Raw genomic sequence first — 24107 nt, 5'->3', positions numbered from 1 at the left:
TTTACACCCACGTATAATCTTTTCCCCAGCTTTCTTGAGCAAGCTGACGGATGCCGTCAACGATGGAATTTTCCACTGCATACGCATCCCCTTGCTCATAAGGGTTGTAGTGGAATGCGTATAAGCGGGAAACGAACTGATGAAAAGGTAAAGAGCTTTCGCCTTCCATTTCACCATTCCCGATGACGCTTGGCTCAATGTTCTGGCCCCAGTTCTGGGAACCGTCATTGTTCGGGTTGTAAAAATAGATTCTTTCTTCACCGCTCGGGTCTTTCGCGATTCTCGTAATGGAAACGGCATGGAGGCCGAGCAGTTTGCCGTGCACGTTCGTAATGAAAATGCCGACAGGGTTCGGGTAGATGAGTTCGTAATCATCGTTGTATTCCGTATGGTGTGTGGCATAGAAAAGTTTGACGAATCCAGGGTAGTCAAGGACGTATCCGGTAATCGGATCGAACACAGAGCTGAACCCTTTTTGGACCCAGTTTCCATAAAAGGCCGGATTGACCCAGCGGTGACCGTCTTCTCCTCGTAAAGCGACACGAGTCATCATTTCGCTGTAGATCTTGTCCAGGTGTGGAACGAGGACAAGGGACACAGGGTCAAGTTCTTTATCAAGGTCCGGAGCTAGCCCGCCTTTCAGCTCTTTTGAGTGAATCGGTGTTCCTTCAAACGTGAAGTCAAGATCGCCATCACGTGCGGCACGTGGGATGATTTCCAGTAAAAATCCAGGTGCGTGCTGCGCCCATAAGCTGATGCCGCGGGCAGCCTGGCAGGTCGGATTGAACCCTTGCCCGACGCCGAGTGGCTGACCGAGTACTTGAATGGTGCCGGCGACTAGGATGCTGTTCGCGGTGACCCCTTCGCCTGTATTCGTCGTGGAATAAAGTGCGTTCCGTACATCCGGTCGGATATCAAGTTCGACCAATCGCCTTAGCCCTGGTGCGACAGGGGAGTGTGACAATACCCCACGTTCAAGTAACATCGAAAGGCCATAAATCGCTTGACGTGTTCCGGGAAAAATAGAAGCCCGGATCAACTGGATGACGAGTTCACGGTGCTCCTCGAGGTTAGCGCTGCCTTTGCTGTTCAAATTCAGGGCATAAGCAAGAAGCGCAGGATTTCTCTTACTCAAAAAGCGGATCAGTGTCGCATGATGCGGAGATACGAGTCCCGTTTCGCGCATGGACTGTGCGAGTGCGACACTCTCAGAAATAAGATCCGTGCGTGTGAGTGTCTTCAACTGTGAACGGTACGCATGGACGTCGTTGAATTGAGCACTCAGTTTAGAAGGCCCTTCAATGGCAGCAATAAATTGCTTCAATTCTGTCTTTCCTTGCTCATCCGAATCTTGATCGAGCATTTCCTTTGCCATCCTGATCATGGATACAATTCGCTTCACCATGATCGGGCGTTGCGCCGTTAGTCGTTTGATTTCAAGAATCAAGGTTTGGATCAGTGCACTTGATGAAAGGTGAGTGGATAAGAATTGAAACAATTTTCCTGCCTTCTCATCATTCTCGTGTTTTTCAATCCTGGAACTTTCACTGGCGTCCGGGAAAAGGAGGTTCAAGTTCAGGACCATCACTTCATTTAAGAATTCTTCGGCCATGTCAGGTGATACGTTAGGGTTCGTCGCTTTTCCTTTGGCAATGGCGAGCATACGCAGTTCGCTGAGGACTTCGATGATCATAGGAAGCCCCTTCGCTTTTAGGGAACCGGCTACAAGAGGAGGCTGGAGTTTTTCTGCTGCCTCCCATGGTCCATCTTGAAATACACCCGCTTCTTCCAAGCGTCCGGCATGCTGATATAAGTTTTCAAAGCCATCCTCTGCTTCAATGAGGCGATTCGCTTCCTGGTACACATCTGTCTGGTACTTGGATTTTGCGAAGGATGGAGCTTTATCTAATTCGTCTAAAGCATAGATGAAACGTTCGACAAGGGCACTCGTCGTCTGAGGCATAAAACCTCTCCTTTCTCTATCGCTTGCGTTTATACGTAAAAGTTGTATTGTTCGTATGTCTTCAGCAAATCGGTCATCTCTTCACTGTCACGGCCATAGAAAAAGATCGTTCCATAATGGTTTCCGAAGCCGACGCGTTCGGCTACTTTTCCTTGAGGAGGGGTGAACATATCATGCTTCTCGAAATATGGATGATCCTCAAGCTCTTCAGGAATCTTCAAGTCTTCCACATAATCTACATTCGGGTGAACCATCAGACACCCGGCGTAATTCTGATAATCGTAAGGGTCTGGGAAGAATTCGCGGATTTCTTCTTCTGTTGTATTCGGATCACTGCAAAGGATTTGAGCTTCATAGGCGCTGAATCCGTAAGCGCGTTCAATCAACTCGAAAATGTGACCTCCAGGTACGCGGGCTGCTACCTCTCCAAAGTGGAGCGTTCCGTCCTGGGTGATGAAATATTCGGGATGGATGACGCCGTACTCAATTTCGAAAGCGTCGACCAGTTGTTGAACCGCACGTTCAATCAAAGGACGTTTTTCCTCTAAACTTGGGGAAGCAGGGACGAAATTAGAATAGCCAAGCTTCACATACTCAGTAATATTAAGGAAGCGCACTTTGCCTTTATGGATGAACGCCTCACAGGAAAATTCCTGACCGTCGAGATGACTTTCCATCAATAATGGGAAATCCGTATCCTGAATCCTTTCAATGTCTTCATTATTATAGATGGCTAAGTGACCGACGGAGCCTGCCTTGTCCAACGGCTTAACATGGATCGGGTCGAGGTGATCGCCCTCCAGTTTCAGCAAGGCTTCGTTGACGCGTTTTAAGAAACGTTTAACATCTTCCTTCTCGTGGGCCTCTTCGAAAACGCCGACTTTAATACCAGAAATTTGTGCTTTCCGTTTCATCATCCCTTTGTCGCGAAGCAATAAAGAGCGATTGAATACACGAGGATCTTCACGGAAACGAGCGTTCAGCGCGCCGGCCCATTCCACACATTCTTCATATAAAGGAACGGCAACTTCAACACCCATGTCTTTCAACTGTTTGTACAAATGATCAGAGCTTTCATTGAGCTTATTGAAGTCCCATCCTACAAATGGAATTTCGTGCTTTTCTGCATAGGTCTCAAACTCTGCAGGTCCGACAACGACGAATGGACGGTTCATACGAGCTGCAGCCTCGATGGCCTGTACACTCCATCCGACTAAAGCCGTGTAATACGGTTTCGTTTTAACCGTCTCATCCACAGTCGCATTCAATTCAAGTTGATCTAGATCCATTTCGAACCTCTCCTTTGTCAGTGAAAATATAAGTATAGGAAACTTTGACACTGTTACTCTTAAAGTATCAGAATAGGCCAAAAACTGTAAGCTTTATTGGCGCATTCGACAAAACTAGTGTTTCTTCTACAAGAAAACGACGAATGGGTAGGTAGGAGTTCCCAGTCGATTTCCCAGGAAATAAAACGAACCTTCGTTTAAAAGAGTTTAGAAGAAGGGAATTTCGTCAAAAGTATAGTACTGAAAAAGGAAGGTGCCTATGACAAAACAAAAGACCTATCAGGATCGTTTGAAAAAGCTCGACCCCAGGAAAGCGGTAGAACGGGGGAGGGCATATTTTTCGGAGAAAGAATATGGTGAAAAGCTTCGTACCTACAGCAGTCGGATCGGGACTAAAATCGTCTATTATAGTTTGCTGTTGTATTATGCCTTCAAAAGCCCAGATACGCCGAAAAAGGCAAAACTGACGATTGCGGGAGCGTTAGGGTATTTGATCCTGCCCGTCGACGTCATCCCTGATTTCATTCCCGTCGTTGGTTTTACGGATGATAGTGCCGTTATCATTTATGCTGTCTATCAAGTAATCTCTCATATTGATGAACATGTGAAAGAACAGGCGCAGGCAAGACTATTGAAACTGTTTAACGGGGAAGTTGATCTTGAAGAGTTGGAAGACCCTGTAGAGAAATCAGAGTAAGCAAGGAGACCATTTCCAGGTTTCCTTGCTTTTTTCATGTTCCACAATCATGTATAATAAGCGTGTTTTGTAAAAGGGAGAAGATACAATGTCAGCAACTTTCCAACACTTGAAAACGAACGGAGCGTTTTTCAAGTATTTAAATAAAAAGAATCAATATAAACAGCCTGTTCGTGAGTGTATGCTGCGGACGATGGCGAAACTTCAGGATACAAACACGACCGAGCACCGCCCGGGGATGCTGCTTGGGAAGATACAATCCGGGAAAACACGTACGTTTATCGGAATAATGGGCCTGGCGTATGATCATGGCTTTGATCTGGTCATCCTCTTGACAAAAGGGACGAATGCGCTCGTCAAACAAACCTATGCTCGTCTTCATGAAGAATTCGAAGGGGCCATCGACCATGATGCCTTGCAGGTTTTCGATATTATGAACATGCCTGACAATCTACGAAAGTATGAATTATCTCAAAAACTGGCCCTCATTGTGAAAAAGGAGACCCACAATCTCGATCGTCTGAAGCAGGCAGTGCTGGAAACATACCCAGATTTACAAAATAAACGCGTGCTTTTCATTGATGACGAAGCAGATTTCGCAAGTGTCGCTTACGAATACAAGCGGGAGCAAAACGTCAAGCAAATGCGGGTGATTGCATCAAAAATCAATGACCTTAGAAAAACGCTTGACCGCCCCGCCTTTTTACAAGTGACTGCGACTCCTTATTCCCTTTACTTGCAGCCGGAAGAAATGAAGGTCCATGAAGGGAAAGTGTTCGAACCGATCCGCCCGGCGTTCACGGAACTTGTTCCTGTCCACGACCGTTATATCGGTGGGGATGTTTATTTCGACAAAAGTGAGAAAGACGGTCATCTTGCTTCTTACCTTTATCATGAAGTGGATGAAAAAGAGCTGGAGGTCATGAAGAAGATGGATGGCCGCCGGGTCAAAATGGACCGATTATTGAGCCAAAAAAATATTACGAACATCCGGAAGGCGCTTGTGAACTTTATCGTAGGCGCGAGCATCCGCCGTTTTCAGCAGCGCATGAAAGGCCGGAGAGAGCAAAAGTATTCTTTTATCATTCACACCGAACGTGGGAAAAATGCACATGCCTGGCAGGCTGAATTGATCCAAGGGTTTGAAACCCTGCTCATTGAAGGGGCCCGTTCGGAATCACAGGAGTTTCAGATACTTGTCCGTGAGTCTTACGACGATCTTATCCGTTCGGTGAACACCTTGAAAAAGACACCGGCTCCTACGTTTGAAGATGTATATGAAGAAGTCCGCCATTCATTGGATGAAGAATATATGGTAAATAGTGTGGTCAACTCGGAAAAAGATGTCAACGAACTGCTCAATCATAAGGGAGAATTGAAACTCCGAGCACCGATGAACATCTTTATCGGCGGGCAAATCCTCGATCGGGGCGTGACGATTCATAATCTCATCGGCTTCTTCTACGGAAGGAACCCCAAGTCTTTCCAACAGGATACGGTTTTACAACACTCACGAATGTATGGAGCAAGACCTGTCGCGGATCTTGCCGTTACTCGTTTTTACACCACTCAAAAAATATATGGAGTTATGAAACGAATCCATGAGTTCGACAGGGAGCTGAGGAACGCTTTCGAACGTGGCGGGCATCACAAAGGTGTCGTTTTTATTCAAAGAGATCTCAACGATACAATTATGCCCTGTAATCCAAACAAAATCTTATTATCAAGCCTTACGATGATTAAACCACACAAGCGTATGCTGCCTGTTGGTTTCCAAACAGGGTATAAAACGCATATCGAAAAAACGATACGCAGGATCGATCAGCTTGTCGAAAAAGCGATCAATAACGCACGTGTCACCAAGGAAGGTGCCTCCCTTGTTCCAGTAACAAAGGCTAAGGAAATACTCAGTCTTGTTCATGAGACGCTTGAAATGGAAACAGGCTATGATTTTTATCTTGATGAATATAGAGGAATCCTGGATTACTTGAGTTCTGAGGCTCAGGAAGATGCTTTTGTCTGGCTGCTTACAAAAACAAACCGGCAGATTCGTCGTTTTAAACAGGATGGGAAGTTCGAGAATTCTCCTGATACTCCAGGTAAAGGGACAGGGGAGCTGACGATGGCACGAAAAGTAGCCCAACAACACCCGGCCTTGATCATGCTTCGACAGGAAGGAAAAAAAGAGCATGGTTGGCGGGGAGCGCCATTTTGGTGGCCTGTCCTCGTTGCACAGGCAGAAACAGCTCCGACTGTGTACGCAAATAAGACGATCCATGATTAACAAAAAAGTCTGACCAATGGGACAATTGGTTCAGGCTTTTTTCTATTCCATTTTTTAAGGGTATTGTATAATAGGAGAAAAGATTGATGTCGAAAAAAGGATGGAGGTGGAAGCAATGGAAGCGGTCGGTGAATATAACGGATGGCTCGTGCTTTTGTCAGTAGTGGTGTCCATCTTGTCTTCTTATACAGCCTTGCAAATTGTCAAACGAATGTCCTCCGTTCAGCATACCAGGTATAAATGGCTGATCCTGGGAAGTCTGACTTTCGGTGGTGGCATTTGGTCGATGCATTTTATTGCCATGCTTGCTTATGACATGGGCATGCCTGTCGTATACGACGTTGTTTTGGTTGTATTAAGTATAATAGCAGCTGTTGCTTCCAGTTTCATCGCTTTTTTTATTATTAGTAAAGGATTGGATAAGAAGGCCTGGCGGTTTACGGGAGCACTGTTAATTGCTTTGAGCATCGTGTCCATGCATTACATTGGGATGGACGCCATGAAGATGAATGCTTTGATTGAGTATAATCCATGGCTGGTGGCGACATCCGGAGCTATTGCGTTAGCAGTTTCCTTTGTAGGGTTACGAATTTTTTCCTTATATGCTCAAAAAGAGAAGAGCGATAACAAAAAGGACCACTTGAAAGGGTGGGGAAGTTCTACGTTCATGGGGATGGCGATCTGCGGGATGCACTATACGGGGATGGAATCGGCTGCCTTTTTAATGGAACCAAGCGAATCGCCGATCAGTGGTCCCGTAGTTGATCCGACAATGCTCGCCTGGCTGATTGCTGGAGGAGTTCTCTTAACCATCGGATTTTTAATCGCGTTAATCAAATTTGATACGGAAATAGAAACGACAAATACGCGACTTGAAGTGGCTAACGAAATGTATCGTTCTATTTTGGAATCCGCCAACGATGCGGTTGTGACTTCAGATGAACAAGGGATTGTTCTGGCCTGGAACAAATCAGCTGAGCGGACATTTGGGTATAGGGCTGATGAGATGATCGGTGAGCTTTTAACGAAAGTGATGCCTGCTCACTTTAGAGATCCCCATCAAAAAGCCATCGAGAGATATAAACAAACTAAACACGCTTATGTGATTGGAAAGACCGTAGAACTTGAGGGTTTACATAAAGATGGATCGACATTTCCAATGGAGCTCTCCTTATCGACCGTGGAAGATGAAGGAACCACCTACTTTACAGGTATCATCCGGGATATTACAGAGCGTTTCGAAAATGAAAAACGGATCCGTGAACTGGTGTATAAAGACGACTTGACCCATCTACCTAATCGACGAGCTCTTTATGAACAATTGGCGGGTTATATTCAGGATGTGCAAGAAAACCTTGCTGTCATGTTTCTGGATTTTGACCGGTTCAAACAGGTCAATGATGTGTATGGACACCGAATGGGTGACTTGTTGCTAAATGAAGGGGCAGTAAGGGTGAAATCCCGCCTTTCCGAGGGCTATTTCATGGCCAGACAGAGCGGGGACGAGTTTATCATTGTTCTGCCGTGCACAGGTGCGGAAGGCGCGAAAGACATCGCAAAGTTGATCATAGAGGAAATTGCCACTCCCTTTACAATAGAAGAGAGAGACCTCTATATTTCAGGGTCGATAGGAATCAGTCTTTATCCAGACGATGGCACCACGCCCGATTTGCTCATCAAGCGCGCAGATACATCGATGTATCAGGCAAAACAGAAAGGTGGAGGACAGTATTGTTTTTATACGGAAGAAATGGATCAGCACATCGCTCGGAAACTCCAATTGGAAAACGGTCTCAGGAAAGCCATCGAACAGGAAGGAATTGGTGTGCATTACCAGCCGCAAGTAGACGTTTCTTCCGGAAGAATCATTGGCTTTGAAGCCCTGGCTCGCTGGAATCACCCGGAGCTTGGTTTCGTAGGACCGGATGAATTCATTCCTCTGGCAGAAGAGACGAAATTGATCGTCCCTCTTGGAGAGAAAATCCTGTTCGAAGCGTGTCACCAATATCGCCAATGGATGAAAGAAGGGCATAACCTGGAGAGAATCAGTGTCAATTTATCAGCGATCCAGTTCATGGATCCAACCATTGTATCTACCGTTGAACGCGTACTTAAAGAAACGGGAGTGGCCCCTGAACATTTGGAAATCGAGCTGACCGAAAGTATTGTACAGGATTCCATACAGGCGGTGCCTGTCATGAACCGTATGAAAACCATGGGGGTTCAACTCGCGTTGGATGATTTCGGCACAGGGTTTTCATCACTCAGTTACTTAAAAGACTTCCCGTTAGATACATTGAAAGTGGATCGTTCATTTATTCAAACCATTCATGAGAATGAAAAGGATCGGGCGGTTGTGGACACCGTTATCCAATTAGCTGAACGGCTCGGGTTAAGTGTCATTGCAGAAGGGGTGGAAACAGAAGTCCAGCTGGATTATCTTCGCAGCCGGGGGTGTGCCGAATATCAAGGGTATGTCTTCAGCAAGCCGTTAAACAAAACAGAAGCGAGTGCTCTTTTAACCCGTTCGATGGCTATGTAGTAAGCAGAAAACATAGGGAGCATTTTTGGAAGTTGTAGGACAGAAAAAAGACCCAGTGTATGGGTCTTTTTTTTATTTCTTATTTTTCAATGGGCTCATCAAATAAATCTGTGAATTTGGCGACGTTCTCGTAACTGAATTCGAACGCCATGCGGACTTCTCCAAATCCAGGTTGATAGAAGTACCCCTGAACTTCATAACTGCCCGGGTTTTCTCTGACTTTAGTGAGATGGAAGTATCGTTGGATGAACTGGGCCATTTCCTCCAGTTTCTTATTCCGGACCTTGATCCATTGCCCTCTTAATTCTTCAGTTGGAAAGTCAGATTCTTTTAACATTTGCTCACTCCTCTAAGGAAATCAAAGCTATGAAACTGTTTGTTACCATTATACTATAAAAGCTCACAGTGATTTTCAACTGCTATCCGAAAATTATGACACTCTCTTCCTTAACCTTTAAAAGCTTATGAGCATGTGAACTAGATTATTAGTCAATATTTGAGAGAGTATCATGTCAAGGTGAAGATTTTTTTAAAATGTTCTTTACCTTTACGTAACGTTACCCTTTATAGTGGGATTTGAAAAGGGGGATTCATTTTAATGATGAAGATTACCGAAGTAGCGAAGAAACTGGAAACGACGCAGAGGACGATACGTTTTTACGAAGAAAAAGGATTGATTACACCTGGAAAAGCGAGCAATGGGTACCGTATATATACGGAAGGTGAGGTCAGGGATCTGCGTACCATCCTTGCATTGAGGGAGGTTGGATTATCTACAAAGGAAATTAAAAAGGCTTTAGATCATTACGATGACTTGACGGACTATTTACACAACCAGCGTTCATGGCTTTATGAAGAGATGCTGCAGATCAAAGATATGGTGGCAACGGTGGAACGTATGATTGAGGTCAGTGGGAAGGAAGAAGAGGAGGAAGCGATGATGGATATGGCCCGTGAGTTAAAAGCTTTGAAAGAGAAGCGGACAAGCTGGCGCGATCGTTGGAATTTTGATGAACAGGCGAAAGATTATGATGACAATATTAAAACCACGGAGTACCGTTTCAATGTTCATGAACATTATGATGAGGCTCTGTCTAAGGCCCATACTTGGGTGGAAGCATCTTCTGGGGAGAAAGTGGTCGATATCGGAGCGGGTACAGGGAATTTGACCGGATTATTCGTGGATCAGGGCATTCCGATGGTTGCTGTCGATCAGTCGAAAGAGATGTTGAAGGTGTGTGCAGAAAAACACCCTCAAACGGACATACGTCTTGGTCATTTTCTTTCTCTTCCTTTAAATGATAAAGAGGTGAATTTCGTCGTCTCGAGCTATGCGCTCCATCATTTAACAGATGAGGATAAGGAGCTTGCTCTTGCAGAGATGGATCGAATCCTGGGTGACAACGGGCGTGTAGTCATTGCTGATTTAATGTTTAGAGATGATTCACACAGGAAAAGCGTACTCGAGAGCTACCAAGAATCAGGGAACGAAGAAGCGGTGGAGGCGATTGAAGATGAGTACTATGCCGACCGCTCACGCTTAATCAGGTGGTGGGAAGAACGGGGTTACAAGGTGAAAGCCCATCCGTTTAATTCGATTCTCCACCTTCTCTATGCTGAAAAAGGTGAAAGGAGAATACCAAATGAATGATTATATTCAGACGATGCGCCGCATGATCGGCCATGAAACATTACTGACTGTCGGTTGCGGGGCAATTATAGAAGATGTCCATGGTCGTATTCTCATGCAGAAACGTTCTGATCATGGATTGTGGGGCATACCTGGAGGGCTTCTTGAGATTGGAGAGAGCTTTGATTCGGCAGTTAAAAGAGAAGTGAAAGAAGAAACCGGACTGGATATAAAAGCAATGGACTTGTACGGCATCTATTCAGGTGAAACAGGTTTTGCTACATACGAGAATGGAGACAGGGTGTTTAGTGTCCAGATCATCTTTCGCAGCAGCTTCTATGAAGGGGCCCTGACAACAAACGATGAGAGTAAGAAGCAGGCTTTCTTTCATGCTGAGGAGATTCAAAAAAATCTTCTGAACCCTCATCAGGCGCCCTTTATTCATGATTGGTTAAGTGGAACTCGTACACCGGTCATCCGCTGAGGAACCCCTTACTTACTTTCCACAAATTTTCCACATTTGTAAGAAAGACAAAATATTCCTTGAAGAAGCCTTGTCATGACAGTGTTCAGAAGGTCTCATGTGTGATGCGGGGGGCGTGACCGCTGATATCGGTGTGTTTACAGACGGTAGTTCCGTGTTACAATGGCTAACACAACGATGAATAAAGGAGAAATGACATTGAATAAAAAGTGGTTATTAAGTTTACTCTTTGTAGCGTTCGTTTCTTTACTAGCTGCCTGCGGTAACGATGAAGAAGGCGCTTCTGATAATAAGGAACAAGAAAAGCAGGAAGAAACAGAACAAGCAGAATCCGGTGAACAACCTGAAGCACCTGAACCAGACCTTGAAGGTGTCCCTGAAGTTGTCGCTAGTGTAAATGGTACAGAAATAAAAAAAGAAGAATTTGAAACGTCTTATAAAAGCCAGTTCCAGCAAGCAGCGATGCAATCTCAAATGACAGGTCAGGAACTTGATCAGGATCAACTGAAGAAACAAATCGCTGAAAGCCTGGTAGGACAAGAGCTGTTGGTACAAGAAGCCAATAATCGTGAATTTACGGCGTCTGAAAAAGAAGTAAACCAGACGCTCGAGGAATATGCGAAGCAACAGCAGGTCGGTTCTGCTGAAGAATTTCTTGCAGCGCTTAAAGAACGAGGAATGAGCGAGAAGGAAGTAAGATCTCAAGTTCAGACTCAAGTTAAAATTGATAAGCTGATTGCTGAAGAGGTTGGAGATGTAAAACCTTCAGAGGAAGAAATCAAAGAAGCTTATGACAAAATGAAAGAACAGCAAGAAAGTATGGACACAGAACAAGAAGTACCTTCCTATGAAGAAGCTAAACCAACAATCGAACAGCAGTTGACTCGTCAAAAAGAAGGACAAGCGACTCAAAAACTTGTCGATAACCTTCGCGAAGAAGCAGAAGTCACCGTTAATCTATAAGACAAACAAGAAACCAGACCTAATAAGGTCTGGTTTTTTTGTGCGTTTTTCGCGGGATTGGATGATTTTGTAAGACCTGGTCACCCATAAAATGGGTGACCAGGTCTTACATATTCTTACATTTTAAATGAACATGGATACGAAGATGGCTGTGATAAAGCTTGCGAGTGTTCCTCCGATGATGGCTTTTAGTCCCAGTTTAGCGACTTGGGATTGCTTATTGGGAGCTAACGAGCCGAGTCCTACAATCAATTGACCGATGGATGACAGATTCGCGAAGTTACATAAAGCAACGGACATAATGGCCACTGTCTTTGGTGACAATTGATTCACCATTTCCTGCAGGTCCCGGTAAGCCAGAAACTCGTTGGCTGCAAGTTTTGTCCCGATTAATGAAGCAGCTTGGAAAGCATCAGGAATTGGAATGCCTATCAATATGGCGAATGGATAGAACAAGAATCCGAAGATCGTTGATAGGTCGGTATTAACGACACCTAACAATCCATTGACCAATGCTATTATACTAATGAAAGCAATCAAGAGGCCACCAATGTTCAAAGCGAGTTTCACACCATTGACAGCACCATCAGAGATCGCTTCAAATACATTTGCGTGACCTGAACCGGCCATCCGGACATTTTCATCCAGTTCGGATTCTTCCACCTCGGGTTCAATGAGCTTGGCAACGACCAGTGACACGAATGGTACGCTGAAAATAGAGATTAAAAGATACTTCAAATCAATACCCATTCCTACATAACCGACCAGGATAGCGCCGCTGGCTGAAGCTGTTCCTCCGACCATAATGGCGAAGGTTTCAGAGCGAGTCATTCGAGCCAAGTAAGGCTTCACGAGTAACGGGGCCTCTGCTACTCCGAGAAACGTGTTTCCGACAGCACTGAAGGACTCTACTTTCGATGTTTTTAAAAGTTTTCCAACAATCGTCCCTAAGATTTTCACAATAAAAGGTAAAATACGTAGATGATAAAGAGCAGAAATCAATGCAGATATAAAAATGAGTGCACCTAACACGTTAATTGCGAACAAAAACTCAATATCTGTTTGAGCAAATAAGGGACCAAAGACAAATTCGATCCCTGCCGAGCTGTAATCAATTACGCTTTGGATGAAGAGAGCAGCTTTCTTTAACAGTTGTTGACCGACGGAAACATTGAGCATGGTGTACACAAATACACCTTCCAAAGCTAAACCGGCGAGAATGGTGTGCCATTTCACCATTTTTCGGTTGCTGCTGAGCAGCCAAGCTAAAGCAACAATGGCGACTAATGAGAGTAGTCCTGTAAGAATGTTCATGATGTGTTCCTCCTTGGAATAGTTTACGGATTCCTTCTTGTGGAGGTAGGATGTCTGACAACCTAATATAAATAAAAAACCTCTTTCCATAGTAAAAAGGAAAGAGGTAGAACAGGTCATATAAAAGAGCCTGAACGTATCTTTCCTTATAGTCCGGCCATTTACGGTAGCCAGGTAGAGACTTGTGGACCATATTTCCACATTTATATAAGGAATCCGTATGAAGTTGATAGTTTGAAATTCTAGCAGACGAAAAAGAACGTGACAAGAGATTAGTGTAATGTTTTAATATACTAAATATTCTAAATCAATACAGAAGATTCTATAAGGGTATCATACAAAGGCTTCCATACGAATGGAGCTTCTCTAAAGAATTCCTTTTCATAAATGAGTACTCCAGTACACGGAAGGTGTAGTTTTCATATTTCTTCTAAGGGAAAAGGATGTAGTGTACAATAGGTGCTACTGACATTTTGTGTGTGAGGTTGAGACTGAAAAAATGCAAACCGTGAACAAGGAGAGGGAGACCATTTTCTAGCCCTCATACTTAAAAATTGTCCATCATTCAAGGAGGAATAGCCCCGTGATCATTGCGATCATCTTTTTGCTGTTCGTGTCGCTTTTCTTCTCAGGAAGTGAAACGGCTCTTACAGCAGCTAACAAAATGAAGCTTCAATCGAGAGCAAAGAAAGACGATAAAAAAGCAGGTAAATTACTAGATTTACTCTCACACCCCAGTGAGTTCATCACTACTATTTTAATTGGGAATAATATCGCTAATATCCTGTTACCAACGCTTGTGACTACATTAGCTATTCAATATGGATTTAGTGTTGGGGTGGCTTCTGCCATCTTGACGGTAACCATTATTATTTTTTCGGAGGTCATTCCAAAGTCGGTGGCCGCTGCTTTTCCAGATCGCATTGCTCTAACTGTATATCCAGTCATTCGTTTTTTTGTCATTGTGTTTAAACCCATCACCATTGTATTGAACCGGCTAACAGGATTTATAACCAGTGCTTTATCAAAAGGGCAGAAGAATGAATCGTCCATCTCAAAAGAAGAGCTCCGCACCATGGTAGACATTGCCGACTCTGAGGGGACGTTTAATGAAGCAGAATCCCATAGGATCAAAGGTGTGCTTGATTTTTATAACTTGAACGTAAAAGATGTGCTGAAAACGCCGCGGGTCGATATGATTGCGATTGACAAGGAAGCTACTTTTGAAGAAGTCCGTGACATGGTGGTTCAACATCCATTCACCCGCTATCCTGTTTATGGGGAGGACATTGACGATATCATCGGCGTTTTCCACTCGAAGTACTTAATTTCGTGGGCGATGGAACCGGAAAAGCCGTTCATGGAATACACGTACAAAGATCCTTTGGTTGTCTATGAGTTCCATAAGATTGAATGGGTGTTTAGGAAAATGACCAAAGAGAAAAAACACATGGCTATTGTTTTGGATGAGTATGGGGGAACCGAGGGAGTTCTAACCCATGAAGATGTCATTGAAGCGATGATTGGTTTGGAAATTGAAGATGAGATGGATGTAGAGAGTGATTCCATCATTGAAAAAATATCAGAAACAGTGTTGATCTGTGATGGGAAAATCACCTTGCGCCGTCTGAACTCTATTTTTGATACAGAAATTCCGGAAGAGGAAGATGTCCTTGCAGGTTACCTGATTAAGGAATTCAATGATTTTCCTAATGAAGGGGATGTATTGGAACAAAATCATCTAACATTTAAAGTGTTGGAAATTGAAGGACGTATGGTACGAAAAGTACAGATCGTTAAATGATTTTGAAATTGAACATAAGAAAGACCCGGTCACTATCACATGGGACCGGGTCTTCTTTCATGTTTATTTTCTTATTGGTGCATTGAGTTCGTGGTCTTTCACTTCGGCTTGTGGTAGCAAGATCTTTTCAAAATCGAAAGCATTCAGTTCAACATTGTCTCTCACCTTGTTCGGTAAATCAGGATTGGCAAGTGCTCCAGTACCTATGGAAACAAGATCGGCTTGCCCTGAATCGAGAAGGCTCTCAGCACGCTCTTTCTCCTGAAGTTGCCCGTTGGCGATGACCGTGATGCCGCCGTAAGTCTTAGCAGCACCGGCAAGCGTCTTGGATCCTTCACCGAAGGAAGGGGCTGTCGCATCACCATCTGTGACGTGAATGTAATCCAATCCCGTCTTCCCTAGTGCACCGAAGATCTGCTCGGCTTCTTTTTCACCACCGGCCCATTTGTGGGTCTGGTCGGCGACTTTACCTTGAGAGATACGGATTCCGATGATGAAGTCTTCGCCGACTGCTGCCAGGATTTCATCCACGACTTCCAACATAAAACGCAGACGGTTTTCAACCGATCCTCCATACTCATCTTCTCGCTTGTTTAAGTAATCGGTTAAGAATTGATCCAGAAGATAGCCGTTGGCTCCGTGAATTTCCACTCCATCAAAACCAGCTTCCTTTGCACGACGCGCAGCTGCTACAAAATCTTCTTTCACCTCTAAGAAGTCCTGATCATCCATCGCACGTGGCGTCTGGAATGCGCCTGAACCTCCATAAAAGCCCAATTGTTCTCCTTTTGGAGCGATGGCAGAAGGTGCGATCGTTTCATCGGTGTACGCATTTCCCTGGCTTTGGCCCCCTGCATGCATGAGCTGAGCGATGATAATGCTTCCTTCATCGTGAACAGCATTCACAATCGGTTTCCAAGCATCTGCCTGGATATCTGTCGCAATCCCGGGTTGATTGTTGTACCCCTGGCTGAAGGTCGTATCGGGATAAATGCCTTCCGTGATGATGGCACCGAATCCACCTTTGGCAAAACGCTGATAATACTTTGTCATACGATCGTTAGCACGGCCGTCCGCTTCGGCACTGATTCTAGTCATCGGAGCTACGACATAACGGTTGTCCAATTGTTTGCTGTCTAATTTATAGGAATCAAATAACATGGAACATCCACCTTTCTTATGATCATTGTAATAAAGGTTACTTGATTTTTATCTCAGTTTCAAAATAAATGCTCAGCTCCACCACATTCATATTCTCCGGCGGCGATTATAAACATTCACCCGCTTGGCTATCGCATAAATTTATTTTTGCGTTACAAGCTAAGAGGAGAGGAATTTATAAGGGAGGAGGGGGACCTATGTCGCAGATGGAGAGCAATGAACGGATGCTTACTGATAATTTGGATCAGAATGTCGAGCTTATTCAACAAGCTTTTTTTCACACAGAAGATTTAGTTGTGGAAGCGGTTGTCTTTGGACATAAGAAGGGGAAGATCCTTTACATTGATTCACTAGCTGCCAAGGATAAGGTGATGGACTATATCATCCGCCCTCTCAAATTAAGCAAAGGAAAGAATGCTCTTGAAACCCTTCAAGTTTCAGAGGACAAGCAGACGGTTACGGTTCACACACTAGTCTCTGAACTTCTGAGTGGAAGTTGTGCCTTGTTAATTGAAGGGGAAGAAAAAGCTATTTTAGCTTCTGTGCCTGTGGAGGAAAAACGGGCGATCAAAGAGCCTGATTCGGAGCATATTATCAGTGGTCCGCATGATGGATTCGGAGAGTCCATAGATACAAATTTGATGCTTTTGAGGAAGAGGATCAAAGCCCCCTCTTTTAAGATGAAAAAATATGTGTTTGGCCATTTAACAGATACAAACGTTGCTCTTATGTACATTGATGAGGTGATTGATCAGAAAGTTCTTCATCATATTGAAGAAAAATTAAACAGCGTCAATCTTCGAAAATTGCAGACGTCGACAGGCCTTCTTGAAGTGATTCAGGATAATAAGCATTCTCCGTTTCCACAGGCTTTAAGCACGGAAAGGCCGGATCGTGCTGCGTCTTATCTGCTTGAAGGAAAAGCGGTATTGATTGTGGACGGTACCCCGGAAGTACTCGTTTTACCGACGACTTTTTTTGCTTTCTATCAATCGGTCGATGACTACTCGATGCAGTGGATTGTTGGGTCCTTCTTCCGGATCATTCGTTTGATCTCCTTTTTGATTGCTGTGACACTTCCAGCTATGTATATCGCCATTGTCAGTTTTCATGCAGAAATTTTACCTCTTGGTCTTCTTTACAGCATTCGTACATCTATTGAATATGTGCCTTTTCCGCCTATATTAGAGGCATTACTGATGCAGGTCATCTTGGAGATTTTAAAAGAGGCAGCTATTCGGCTTCCGTCTCCTATTGCGCAAACGATCGGGATTGTCGGAGGTCTTGTAATTGGGACAGCGGTTGTGGAAGCCGGACTGGTTTCCAATACGATGATCGTCATCATTGGTCTGACAGCCATTGCCTCATTTGCCGCTCCTTTTAATCAGATGGCCGTCATCTCACGACTGCTTGGTTTTGTCTCAATGATTGCGGCGTTTTTATTCGGTTTATTCGGCATCGCAATCATATTAATGGCCATCATTATTCACTTATGCAAACTGGAATCTTTCGGAGAACCTTATTTCGCCCCATTAGCTCCATTAAGAACGAATGAAATGGGAGATTTTATACTTCGTAAACCAAACAAAAACGGGGCATCTCCAAGCTAGGAGGGATTTCATTGAAAAACGGCCGTTTGCTCACGAAACTTCAGATTTACTTGATGATTATTCAAGCCCAGTTAGGAATAGGTCTTCTTTCGCTGCCCAATTTATTGGAGATGGAAGTAGAACAGAATGCCTGGATGCCTGTACTTATTGCGGGAGCGCTTGTACAACTTACAATGATCATCTATTGGTTGTTAATTAAAAGGTTCCCAGGCACATCCTATCATGAAATTCCGTTATTAATTACAGGTCCTTATATTGGAAGAGCAATAAATATGGTCAACTATGTCGGCTTTTTAATCATAGGTGCGTATTCTATGATCCTTTTGGTTAATTTGGTGAACAACTGGCTACTCCCTTTTACACCCGTATGGGCCATCGCCTTATTGATTATTGCACTCAGCATGTATCTAACCTTTTCGGACTATCCTGTCGTAGCTCGTTATTTAGTTGTTTTATCGGTAGTGCTCATACCTGTCTTTATCCTGTTGACGCTTATTTTATTTCAAACCCCTCTTGAAGTACGTCATTTGATGCCGGTGGGCGAATCCGGTTTTTTAAAGGTGATCAAAAGTACTGAAGCGGACTTGTTCGCAGTATTAGGGTTTGAACTGATGTTGTTTATTGGACCATATGTACATATGAAACATTCGAAGCTTTTACGCACGGTTTCACTTTCCAACGCTACTATTACACTGATTTATTTTGTAGTCATTGTTCTTTGTGTGATGGTTTTCAGTCCAGATGTCCTGAAGCAGATAAGAGAGCCCGTCCTTTATTTAATGCGTTCTCTATCGTTTAGAACGGTTGATCGTATCGATCTATTGTTTGTATTTATCTGGCTTGGTCCTATGACGGCATCGGTAATTATTTATTTGCTGATTGCCAGTAAAAGTATCGCGGGCGAAGGGAAACCCTTTCAATGGACAGTTATCATAAGCGGGATCATTATTTTTCTACTGGTTGTTTCAGCTTCCTACAGTGTGGAAGCTTTTCAGTTGTATGATCAAATTTTGAAGTACACCATCTATGCTGTTGTATTTTTTCTTCCTGCCTTGCTTATTCTCTTATCTTACCTATTGAAAAAGAAGAAGGTGAACACATGAAGAAAGGCATATTTCTGTTGTTATCTTTGTTGTTGCTTGCCGGTTGCTGGGATCAGGAAAATTTAAGCGATCGGAGACTTATTAACGGCATCAGTTTCGATAAATCTGAAGAAGACCCAAACCTTATTAGAGGAGGCATACGGGCCCTGAACATTAAATCACAGGGGGGAGGAAGAATCGAAGTAAGAGATGAATTTTTAACCACGATAGGACCGACCACTGGAGAACTCGGGCATGAGATTAAGAATTATGTGTCAGGACGTATGGACGTTACAAAAACATTTATCGTTTTTTTGGGTGATGAGCTCTCTAAAGAAGGGATCGATCCATTACTGGAGCCCTTCTACCGTGGTAATCTCGGGTACTTACCTTCGAAAGTGGTCGTAGTGAAAGGGGAAGCATTAGAAGTTCTAAGTATTAATAATGACGAAAGTCCAATTGCTTTTCGTGTATTGAACAGTGTTCGTTCCGCAGAACTCAACACACTCCTTCCGAAAGAAACCTTGTTCACTTTATGGAATAAAATGGGTGATGAAAGAATTGACCCCGTTCTCCCCCTCGTGGAAAAAGAAAACGATTTGTCAAAGATCACCGGTTTAGCTCTTTTTAATCAAGACAAATATACTGGAAAAGACTTGGACACCAGACAGGCTACCCTCTTACTGCTCATGCGCGATGATCTAGGTTTTAAAGCAGATGTTTTTATCCCTTATAAAAAAAATCCTGAACAGACATATCAGTTGTCTATTATGGGACTCAAGAGGAAGCTCGTTACTAAGGTCTCCAAAGACGGGGCGATTACTAGCAGTCTTGAGCTGAAATTAAAAACCGAACTTAATGAAAATCCACTAAGAGAGTCAGACCTCAAAGATATGGAAGCACAAGCAGAAGAAGAGTTGACAAAAAGAATGAAGGAAGTGATAACCGTCCTTCAGGAAGCACAAAGTGACCCGTTAGGAATCGGGATGGAAATAGCGGCGAAATATCCGGAAGAATGGAAACGTCTCGATTGGGAGAAAGAGTATAAAGAGGTTGAGATCCAGGTGGGTGTAGAAGTTGTGATTGAGAAGACGGGAGGCTTGCTTTAAATGAAAAAATCCTGTGTGATAGAAGGTCACACAGGATTTTTTGTTTAAGCAAACTGCTTCAAAGCCCGGTACATTTCCTCGCCTTCATCGTTCAATACATGACCATTCCCATGGCAACGCCCACATTCTGTGCTGTAACTCGTTTCTTCAACTGCCATTTTCCATGCCGTCTTTTCACTCGCATGATTCACGCGGCTATAGTGATCCATGATCATATTCGCTTTGCTGTCATCATATTCCTTGTAGGTTCCGGTTCCGTGGCAAAGGGGACAGACGTTGTAAAGATGACTCACCGTTTTTGTATTCAAAAAGAACACTTCCTTTTGATTTGATATAGTTAAATTATGATTGATTTTATGGAATATTCAGACTAATTGCAATAGGTTTTGGACAAATAAAAAAGAAAAAAAGTCATTCGTTCACAGATTTGTGAAAAATGCCTACTGCTAGTCTAGTGAAAGATAAATTTCTGTAAGCGAAAGGTCATCCTATTTGAGGATGACCTTTCGCGCCAAAGAGCGGTCGAGTCGCGCCAAAGAGCGGTCGAGTCGCGCCAAAGAGCGGTCGACTACCAAAAAAAGCCACCGGGAGATTCCCGGTGGCGACTGCCTATCATTCTATTATTTACCGATGAACATTTGTGTCCAGTAGTTTCCGTCTTCAGCATGACCTACACCAATATGAGTGAAGTTAGGGTTCATGATGTTTTCACGGTGACCTTGACTGTTCATCCAGCCTTGGACAACTTCTTCTGGAGTCGTTTGTCCCATGGCAATGTTCTCACCAGCTGTACGGTAGTCGATGCCATAAGACTTCATCATGTCAAATGGAGAACCGTAATTCGGGCTGTTGTGAGAGAAATAGTTGTTTTGCTGCATATCAAGAGACTTGTCTTTAGCTACGGCGCTTAGTTCAGTGTCTAGCTTCAGTGGAGCAAGTCCTTGTTTTTCACGCTCTTGGTTCGTTAACTCAACGACTTGTTTTTCAAATGCAGATACTTCAGATGTTGCTTCTTCTTGGGTGTTTTCTTCTTTTTGAACTTCTTCTTCAGCAGGCTGCTCTGGTACTGGAGCTTGTTCTGCTTCAGGTTGTGGAGCAGGCGCTTCTTGTTTAGACTCTTCTTGATTAGTTTCTTCTTTTGCAGGTGCTTCTGCTTTTGGCTCTTCTTGTTTTGGTTGTTCTGGTGGTGCTTGCTGATATTTTTGTGCGAATTGATCAAAGAAAGACTGGAAATCTACTTGTTGAAGATTGTTGTTCTTTAGAGCTTCTTCATTTTTAGTGATCCAGTTGTTCAATTGGCTGGAATCTATTTGAATCGTTTTTGTTTCTACTTGTACGTTTTGCTGTACTTCACCTGTCGATGCAAGGGAAGTAGCTGGTGATGCTAGTAAGGATAGAGCGAGCGCTCCTGATACAATCAATGATTTTTTCATCATGTTGAAAATTCCTCCTTGAAACCTTTGTTTTTTGGAACGACTCCATCGTACCACTGAACTTTTGTAACATAGGAGGATGATATTTCCATTAGATTATAAGAGAAGATTGTTAGATTCGAGGGGCCTTTAATCTCAGTTTTTTTGAAAAATCTTATAAAGCATTTTTTTGGAATAAAAAACCTTTGAATAGATATTTTACTAGTTTATCTGGGTTGACAGACTTTTGAAAAAGGTCTGTTTTTTACGAGTGTGACAGCAGTTTTACAAAGATTAGGATGGGATTAAAGGCTTCATGAGAGGATGGACTCCTTTTGCAGCACACCTGACAAAACTCCTGCAGGCAATGGTCTACTATAGTAAAACCCTTGCGCTTCTTCACAATTCCATTCTCTTAGGATCCTTATTTGTTCTTCGTTTTCAACCCCTTCTGCGGTTACCGCAATACCGAGGTTTTTCGCAACGAATATGATGGATTGGACGATGACCGCGTGGTTACGGTTACTCGATAAACTGCAAATGAACGAGCGATCGATTTTAATTCGGTCCAGTGCAAACATGGAAAGGTAGCTTAAGGACGTGTAGCCGGTCCCGAAGTCATCCATCGTGATTTGCAAGCCAATGTCACGTAGAATCCGTATCTTACTTATCGTTTCTTCGGTGTTTTCGATGGCCAGCGTTTCGGTAATTTCCAAATCAAGATGATAGGGAGACATGCCGGTTTCTTCTAAGATAAGGAGTACCATTTGAGTGAAGTCTGGATGCAAAAACTGTTTTGTTGAAATGTTGACCGACAAATGGAAGTCGAGCGCATGTTTCTTCTTCCATTCGACATATTGTCGGCAAGCTTCCCGTAACACCCACAACCCAAGAGGGATAATCAGGTCACTCCGTTCGGCTAGTGGGATGAAGGAGCCAGGACTAATCATTCCATTTTCCGGGTGGTCCCAACGGATGAGTGCTTCCACACCTTGGATTTTTCCAGAAATTAAATGAATCTTAGGTTGATAGTGAAGCTCGAAGGCTTCTTTGTCGATGGCCGCTTTCAGATCTTCAAGAAGGACGATCTCAGAGACGTTTTTTTCTTCAAAAGCGGCGGCATACTCCATATAGTTGTTCCGGCCATTGCGTTTTACTTCGTACATGGCCATATCCGCATGCTTGATGAGTGTATCAAAATCTCTGCCGTCTTCAGGGAAGTAGGACACACCGACACTTAACGTGACATCCTTATAATAATCGCCGATCGTAAAGATTTCTTTCATGGTTTCGTGGATGTTTTCAATCGTTTGACGGACCATGTGCCGATCTTCAATTTCGGGAAAGCACAATAAAAATTCATCTCCACCGATGCGGGCAATCAAATCTTTGCTCCGGACAATGGTCTTTAGTCTTTCAGCAACCAGCTGAAGAAGTTCGTCTCCCGCCATGTGACCGAGGTGGTCATTAATGTGTTTGAAAAGGTCGATGTCGATCAGGACGGTTGCCAAAGGGCGCTTATCATCCATGGTCAGCTTTTCAATTTCCTTTTTCATTCCCCTACGGTTGAGCAGTGAAGTGAGTTCATCGTGATAGGCGAGAAAATTGATTTTTTCCTGGGCCATCCGTTCTTCGGTGATGTCTTTGACAATCCCGTACACTCCGGTCACCCGCCCCTGGACTTTTATAGGGATGCCTGTGACAAGGATGGAGCGTCGTTCTCCATTCTTCTTAGTCAAAGAAGACTCAAAGTTGGCTGTATCTCCGGTTTTCACTCGCTCGTAAAAATGAACCACACGCTGGGCTTCCTCTGGAACGATCAAATCGGGAATACTGAGCTGGATCAATTCTTCATGAGGAAAACCTGTCAGTTCGTAGGCGTAATGGTTAAACGCTGTAAAACGGCCCTCCATGTCCAAGTGGAAAATGGCATCAGGATTGTAATCGTGGAGGGAGCGGTATTTTTGTTCTTGTTCCTGCAGCTCTTCGTGTTTCTTCTGTAATTGGTCTTGTTGATGGGTGAATTGATGTTCAATATATGTAATAGTGATCGTGAACAACGTGAGCACGCTCGTCCATTCGACGGTCGTCATCAAGAAGCTGTTGTTTAAGAAAAGACGCTCTATAAACGCATAAAGCACGGAGCATAGAGCAATTCCGATTAAGCCGAAAAGACTATGTATGGTCAAGGAAGACCTCGATTTTCTTATAAAAACCTCTTCTATATGAATATGTTCAAAGATCCTTGTCGCGGTATAAATGGTCCCGAGCATCAAAAGTAAGGAAGATATGATGTTCTCTTTGCTGAGCATGATGGTGTTGGAATAAAAATTCGTCAGGATATATGTATAGAACAGGAGAAATAGACTGATCGCCAAGCTTAAGAATAGGTGCATTTGCACATTTTTCTGCTGTAGGGGATCTGCTTTTAATTTCTTGTTACCAATGTAGCTCATCGTGAGGAAGGTAAGGAAAAAGAAAGCAGTAAAGATAAGAATGTTTTTTCCAAATAGAAAGAAAGAGTGGGTGGTGAAAGGAATGGATTGTTGAAATAACATCGCAAGGGTGGGGATCCATGTCAGTATAAATCCACATAAGAGGGCGAGGATGAAAGAGAGGCTCACTTCATTCAATTTTTGTTTCCATTGCCCCCGCGTGATGAACATGATCAATTTCATCAGTGTGATACAACTGAGGGTACCGACGATTAGAAACAGTAGCTGGACACCCATGTATTCTCACTCCCTTTCCTAGATCTTTAGA

General features: G+C 43.6%; 18 protein-coding genes and 1 riboswitch. Of the genes, 10 read left to right on the top strand and 8 right to left on the bottom strand.

The window, feature by feature from the left end; translation table 11 throughout:
* Nucleotide 1: 1 nt before the first annotated feature.
* Nucleotides 2–1963, bottom strand: coding sequence for a hypothetical protein (locus K2225_RS16840; RefSeq protein ID WP_220585807.1), 1962 nt, complete (start codon nucleotides 1961–1963; stop codon nucleotides 2–4).
* A 29-nt stretch (nucleotides 1964–1992) separates the two neighbouring features.
* Nucleotides 1993–3252 carry an ATP-grasp domain-containing protein gene (locus K2225_RS16835; protein WP_220585806.1) on the bottom strand — a complete coding sequence of 420 codons (1260 nt, stop codon included), beginning with the start codon at nucleotides 3250–3252 and terminating at the stop codon, nucleotides 1993–1995.
* A gap of 259 nt (nucleotides 3253–3511) precedes the next feature.
* On the opposite strand from K2225_RS16835, the gene K2225_RS16830 reads away from it, so the two are divergent.
* From K2225_RS16830 to K2225_RS16820, 3 genes are all read left to right on the top strand, one after another.
* On the top strand, nucleotides 3512–3949 hold the full coding sequence (locus K2225_RS16830; protein WP_220585805.1) for a YkvA family protein: 438 nt from the start codon (nucleotides 3512–3514) through the stop codon (nucleotides 3947–3949).
* A gap of 88 nt (nucleotides 3950–4037) precedes the next feature.
* The gene (locus K2225_RS16825) at nucleotides 4038–6233 is read left to right on the top strand and encodes a Z1 domain-containing protein (protein ID WP_220585804.1); all 2196 of its coding nucleotides are present in this window, start codon (nucleotides 4038–4040) and stop codon (nucleotides 6231–6233) included.
* A gap of 115 nt (nucleotides 6234–6348) precedes the next feature.
* Nucleotides 6349–8775 carry a bifunctional diguanylate cyclase/phosphodiesterase gene (locus tag K2225_RS16820; protein WP_220585803.1) on the top strand — a complete coding sequence of 809 codons (2427 nt, stop codon included), beginning with the start codon at nucleotides 6349–6351 and terminating at the stop codon, nucleotides 8773–8775.
* Nucleotides 8776–8854: 79 nt separating this feature from the next.
* Here the strand turns inward: K2225_RS16820 and K2225_RS16815 are convergent, their stop codons facing one another.
* A complete protein-coding gene (locus tag K2225_RS16815) occupies nucleotides 8855–9112 on the bottom strand; it encodes a hypothetical protein (protein WP_146815569.1) in 258 nt (85 codons plus the stop codon).
* A 261-nt stretch (nucleotides 9113–9373) separates the two neighbouring features.
* On the opposite strand from K2225_RS16815, the gene K2225_RS16810 reads away from it, so the two are divergent.
* The 3 genes from K2225_RS16810 to K2225_RS16800 all read left to right on the top strand — a co-directional run bounded on the left by K2225_RS16810 (nucleotide 9374) and on the right by K2225_RS16800 (nucleotide 11852).
* Nucleotides 9374–10426: a MerR family transcriptional regulator gene (locus K2225_RS16810; protein ID WP_220585802.1), complete on the top strand. Its 1053-nt coding sequence runs from the start codon at nucleotides 9374–9376 to the stop codon at nucleotides 10424–10426.
* Nucleotides 10419–10889, top strand: a complete 471-nt coding sequence (locus K2225_RS16805) for an NUDIX hydrolase (RefSeq protein ID WP_220585801.1) — start codon at nucleotides 10419–10421, stop codon at nucleotides 10887–10889. The genes K2225_RS16810 and K2225_RS16805 overlap by 8 nt, the downstream gene beginning before the upstream one ends.
* 192 nt (nucleotides 10890–11081) lie before the next feature.
* Complete coding sequence (locus tag K2225_RS16800; RefSeq protein ID WP_220585800.1) at nucleotides 11082–11852, top strand: SurA N-terminal domain-containing protein; 771 nt, start codon at nucleotides 11082–11084, stop codon at nucleotides 11850–11852.
* Between the two features lie 123 nt (nucleotides 11853–11975).
* Here K2225_RS16800 and K2225_RS16795 read toward each other — a convergent pair whose 3' ends face one another.
* Nucleotides 11976–13166 (bottom strand): NupC/NupG family nucleoside CNT transporter, encoded by a 1191-nt coding sequence (locus K2225_RS16795; protein WP_220585799.1) that lies wholly within the window; start codon nucleotides 13164–13166, stop codon nucleotides 11976–11978.
* 129 nt (nucleotides 13167–13295) lie between these two features.
* A riboswitch (purine riboswitch) is annotated at nucleotides 13296–13397 on the bottom strand.
* Nucleotides 13398–13749: 352 nt separating this feature from the next.
* On the opposite strand from K2225_RS16795, the gene K2225_RS16790 reads away from it, so the two are divergent.
* A complete protein-coding gene (locus K2225_RS16790; protein WP_220585798.1) occupies nucleotides 13750–14970 on the top strand; it encodes a hemolysin family protein in 1221 nt (406 codons plus the stop codon).
* 63 nt (nucleotides 14971–15033) lie between these two features.
* Here the strand turns inward: K2225_RS16790 and K2225_RS16785 are convergent, their stop codons facing one another.
* Nucleotides 15034–16131, bottom strand: a complete 1098-nt coding sequence (locus K2225_RS16785) for an oxidoreductase (protein ID WP_220585797.1) — start codon at nucleotides 16129–16131, stop codon at nucleotides 15034–15036.
* A 197-nt stretch (nucleotides 16132–16328) separates the two neighbouring features.
* Here K2225_RS16785 and K2225_RS16780 point away from each other — a divergent pair, with 197 nt between their 5' ends.
* The 3 genes from K2225_RS16780 to K2225_RS16770 are packed head-to-tail and all read left to right on the top strand — an operon-like array spanning nucleotide 16329 to nucleotide 19932.
* The gene (locus K2225_RS16780; RefSeq protein ID WP_220585796.1) at nucleotides 16329–17741 is read left to right on the top strand and encodes a spore germination protein; all 1413 of its coding nucleotides are present in this window, start codon (nucleotides 16329–16331) and stop codon (nucleotides 17739–17741) included.
* Between the two features lie 11 nt (nucleotides 17742–17752).
* Entirely contained in the window at nucleotides 17753–18844 is a 1092-nt protein-coding gene (locus K2225_RS16775) for a GerAB/ArcD/ProY family transporter (protein ID WP_220585795.1), read from the top strand.
* Nucleotides 18841–19932 carry a Ger(x)C family spore germination protein gene (locus K2225_RS16770; protein WP_220585794.1) on the top strand — a complete coding sequence of 364 codons (1092 nt, stop codon included), beginning with the start codon at nucleotides 18841–18843 and terminating at the stop codon, nucleotides 19930–19932. Before K2225_RS16775 ends, K2225_RS16770 begins: the two co-directional genes overlap by 4 nt.
* Before the next feature lie 44 nt (nucleotides 19933–19976).
* Here K2225_RS16770 and K2225_RS16765 read toward each other — a convergent pair whose 3' ends face one another.
* From K2225_RS16765 to K2225_RS16755, 3 genes are all read right to left on the bottom strand, one after another.
* A complete protein-coding gene (locus K2225_RS16765) occupies nucleotides 19977–20249 on the bottom strand; it encodes a hypothetical protein (protein ID WP_244157096.1) in 273 nt (90 codons plus the stop codon).
* A gap of 303 nt (nucleotides 20250–20552) precedes the next feature.
* On the bottom strand, nucleotides 20553–21365 hold the full coding sequence (locus tag K2225_RS16760) for a CAP domain-containing protein (RefSeq protein WP_370632779.1): 813 nt from the start codon (nucleotides 21363–21365) through the stop codon (nucleotides 20553–20555).
* A 293-nt stretch (nucleotides 21366–21658) separates the two neighbouring features.
* Nucleotides 21659–24076 carry a putative bifunctional diguanylate cyclase/phosphodiesterase gene (locus K2225_RS16755; protein ID WP_220585792.1) on the bottom strand — a complete coding sequence of 806 codons (2418 nt, stop codon included), beginning with the start codon at nucleotides 24074–24076 and terminating at the stop codon, nucleotides 21659–21661.
* Nucleotides 24077–24107 lie beyond the last annotated feature (31 nt).

The sequence above is a fragment of the Halobacillus sp. Nhm2S1 genome, from assembly GCF_019599545.1.
Taxonomy (GTDB): Bacteria; Bacillota; Bacilli; order Bacillales; family Halobacillaceae; genus Halobacillus.
Note: the sequence above shows the minus strand (reverse complement) of the source record. Positions and strands in the feature narration are given on the sequence as shown.

Excerpts from the sequence above, each read along its gene's own strand:
- K2225_RS16770 (WP_220585794.1), top strand. The coding sequence starts at position 18,841 with ATGAAGAAAGGCATATTTCTGTTGTTATCTTTGTTGTTGCTTGCCGGT.
- K2225_RS16830 (WP_220585805.1), top strand. The coding sequence starts at position 3,512 with ATGACAAAACAAAAGACCTATCAGGATCGTTTGAAAAAGCTCGACCCC.
- K2225_RS16825 (WP_220585804.1), top strand. The coding sequence starts at position 4,038 with ATGTCAGCAACTTTCCAACACTTGAAAACGAACGGAGCGTTTTTCAAG.
- K2225_RS16810 (WP_220585802.1), top strand. The coding sequence starts at position 9,374 with ATGATGAAGATTACCGAAGTAGCGAAGAAACTGGAAACGACGCAGAGG.
- K2225_RS16795 (WP_220585799.1), bottom strand. The coding sequence starts at position 13,166 with ATGAACATTCTTACAGGACTACTCTCATTAGTCGCCATTGTTGCTTTA.
- K2225_RS16820 (WP_220585803.1), top strand. The coding sequence starts at position 6,349 with ATGGAAGCGGTCGGTGAATATAACGGATGGCTCGTGCTTTTGTCAGTA.
- K2225_RS16760 (WP_370632779.1), bottom strand. The coding sequence starts at position 21,365 with ATGAAAAAATCATTGATTGTATCAGGAGCGCTCGCTCTATCCTTACTA.
- K2225_RS16755 (WP_220585792.1), bottom strand. The coding sequence starts at position 24,076 with ATGGGTGTCCAGCTACTGTTTCTAATCGTCGGTACCCTCAGTTGTATC.
- K2225_RS16780 (WP_220585796.1), top strand. The coding sequence starts at position 16,329 with ATGTCGCAGATGGAGAGCAATGAACGGATGCTTACTGATAATTTGGAT.
- K2225_RS16835 (WP_220585806.1), bottom strand. The coding sequence starts at position 3,252 with ATGGATCTAGATCAACTTGAATTGAATGCGACTGTGGATGAGACGGTT.
- K2225_RS16840 (WP_220585807.1), bottom strand. The coding sequence starts at position 1,963 with ATGCCTCAGACGACGAGTGCCCTTGTCGAACGTTTCATCTATGCTTTA.
- K2225_RS16815 (WP_146815569.1), bottom strand. The coding sequence starts at position 9,112 with ATGTTAAAAGAATCTGACTTTCCAACTGAAGAATTAAGAGGGCAATGG.
- K2225_RS16805 (WP_220585801.1), top strand. The coding sequence starts at position 10,419 with ATGAATGATTATATTCAGACGATGCGCCGCATGATCGGCCATGAAACA.
- K2225_RS16785 (WP_220585797.1), bottom strand. The coding sequence starts at position 16,131 with ATGTTATTTGATTCCTATAAATTAGACAGCAAACAATTGGACAACCGT.
- K2225_RS16800 (WP_220585800.1), top strand. The coding sequence starts at position 11,082 with ATGACATTGAATAAAAAGTGGTTATTAAGTTTACTCTTTGTAGCGTTC.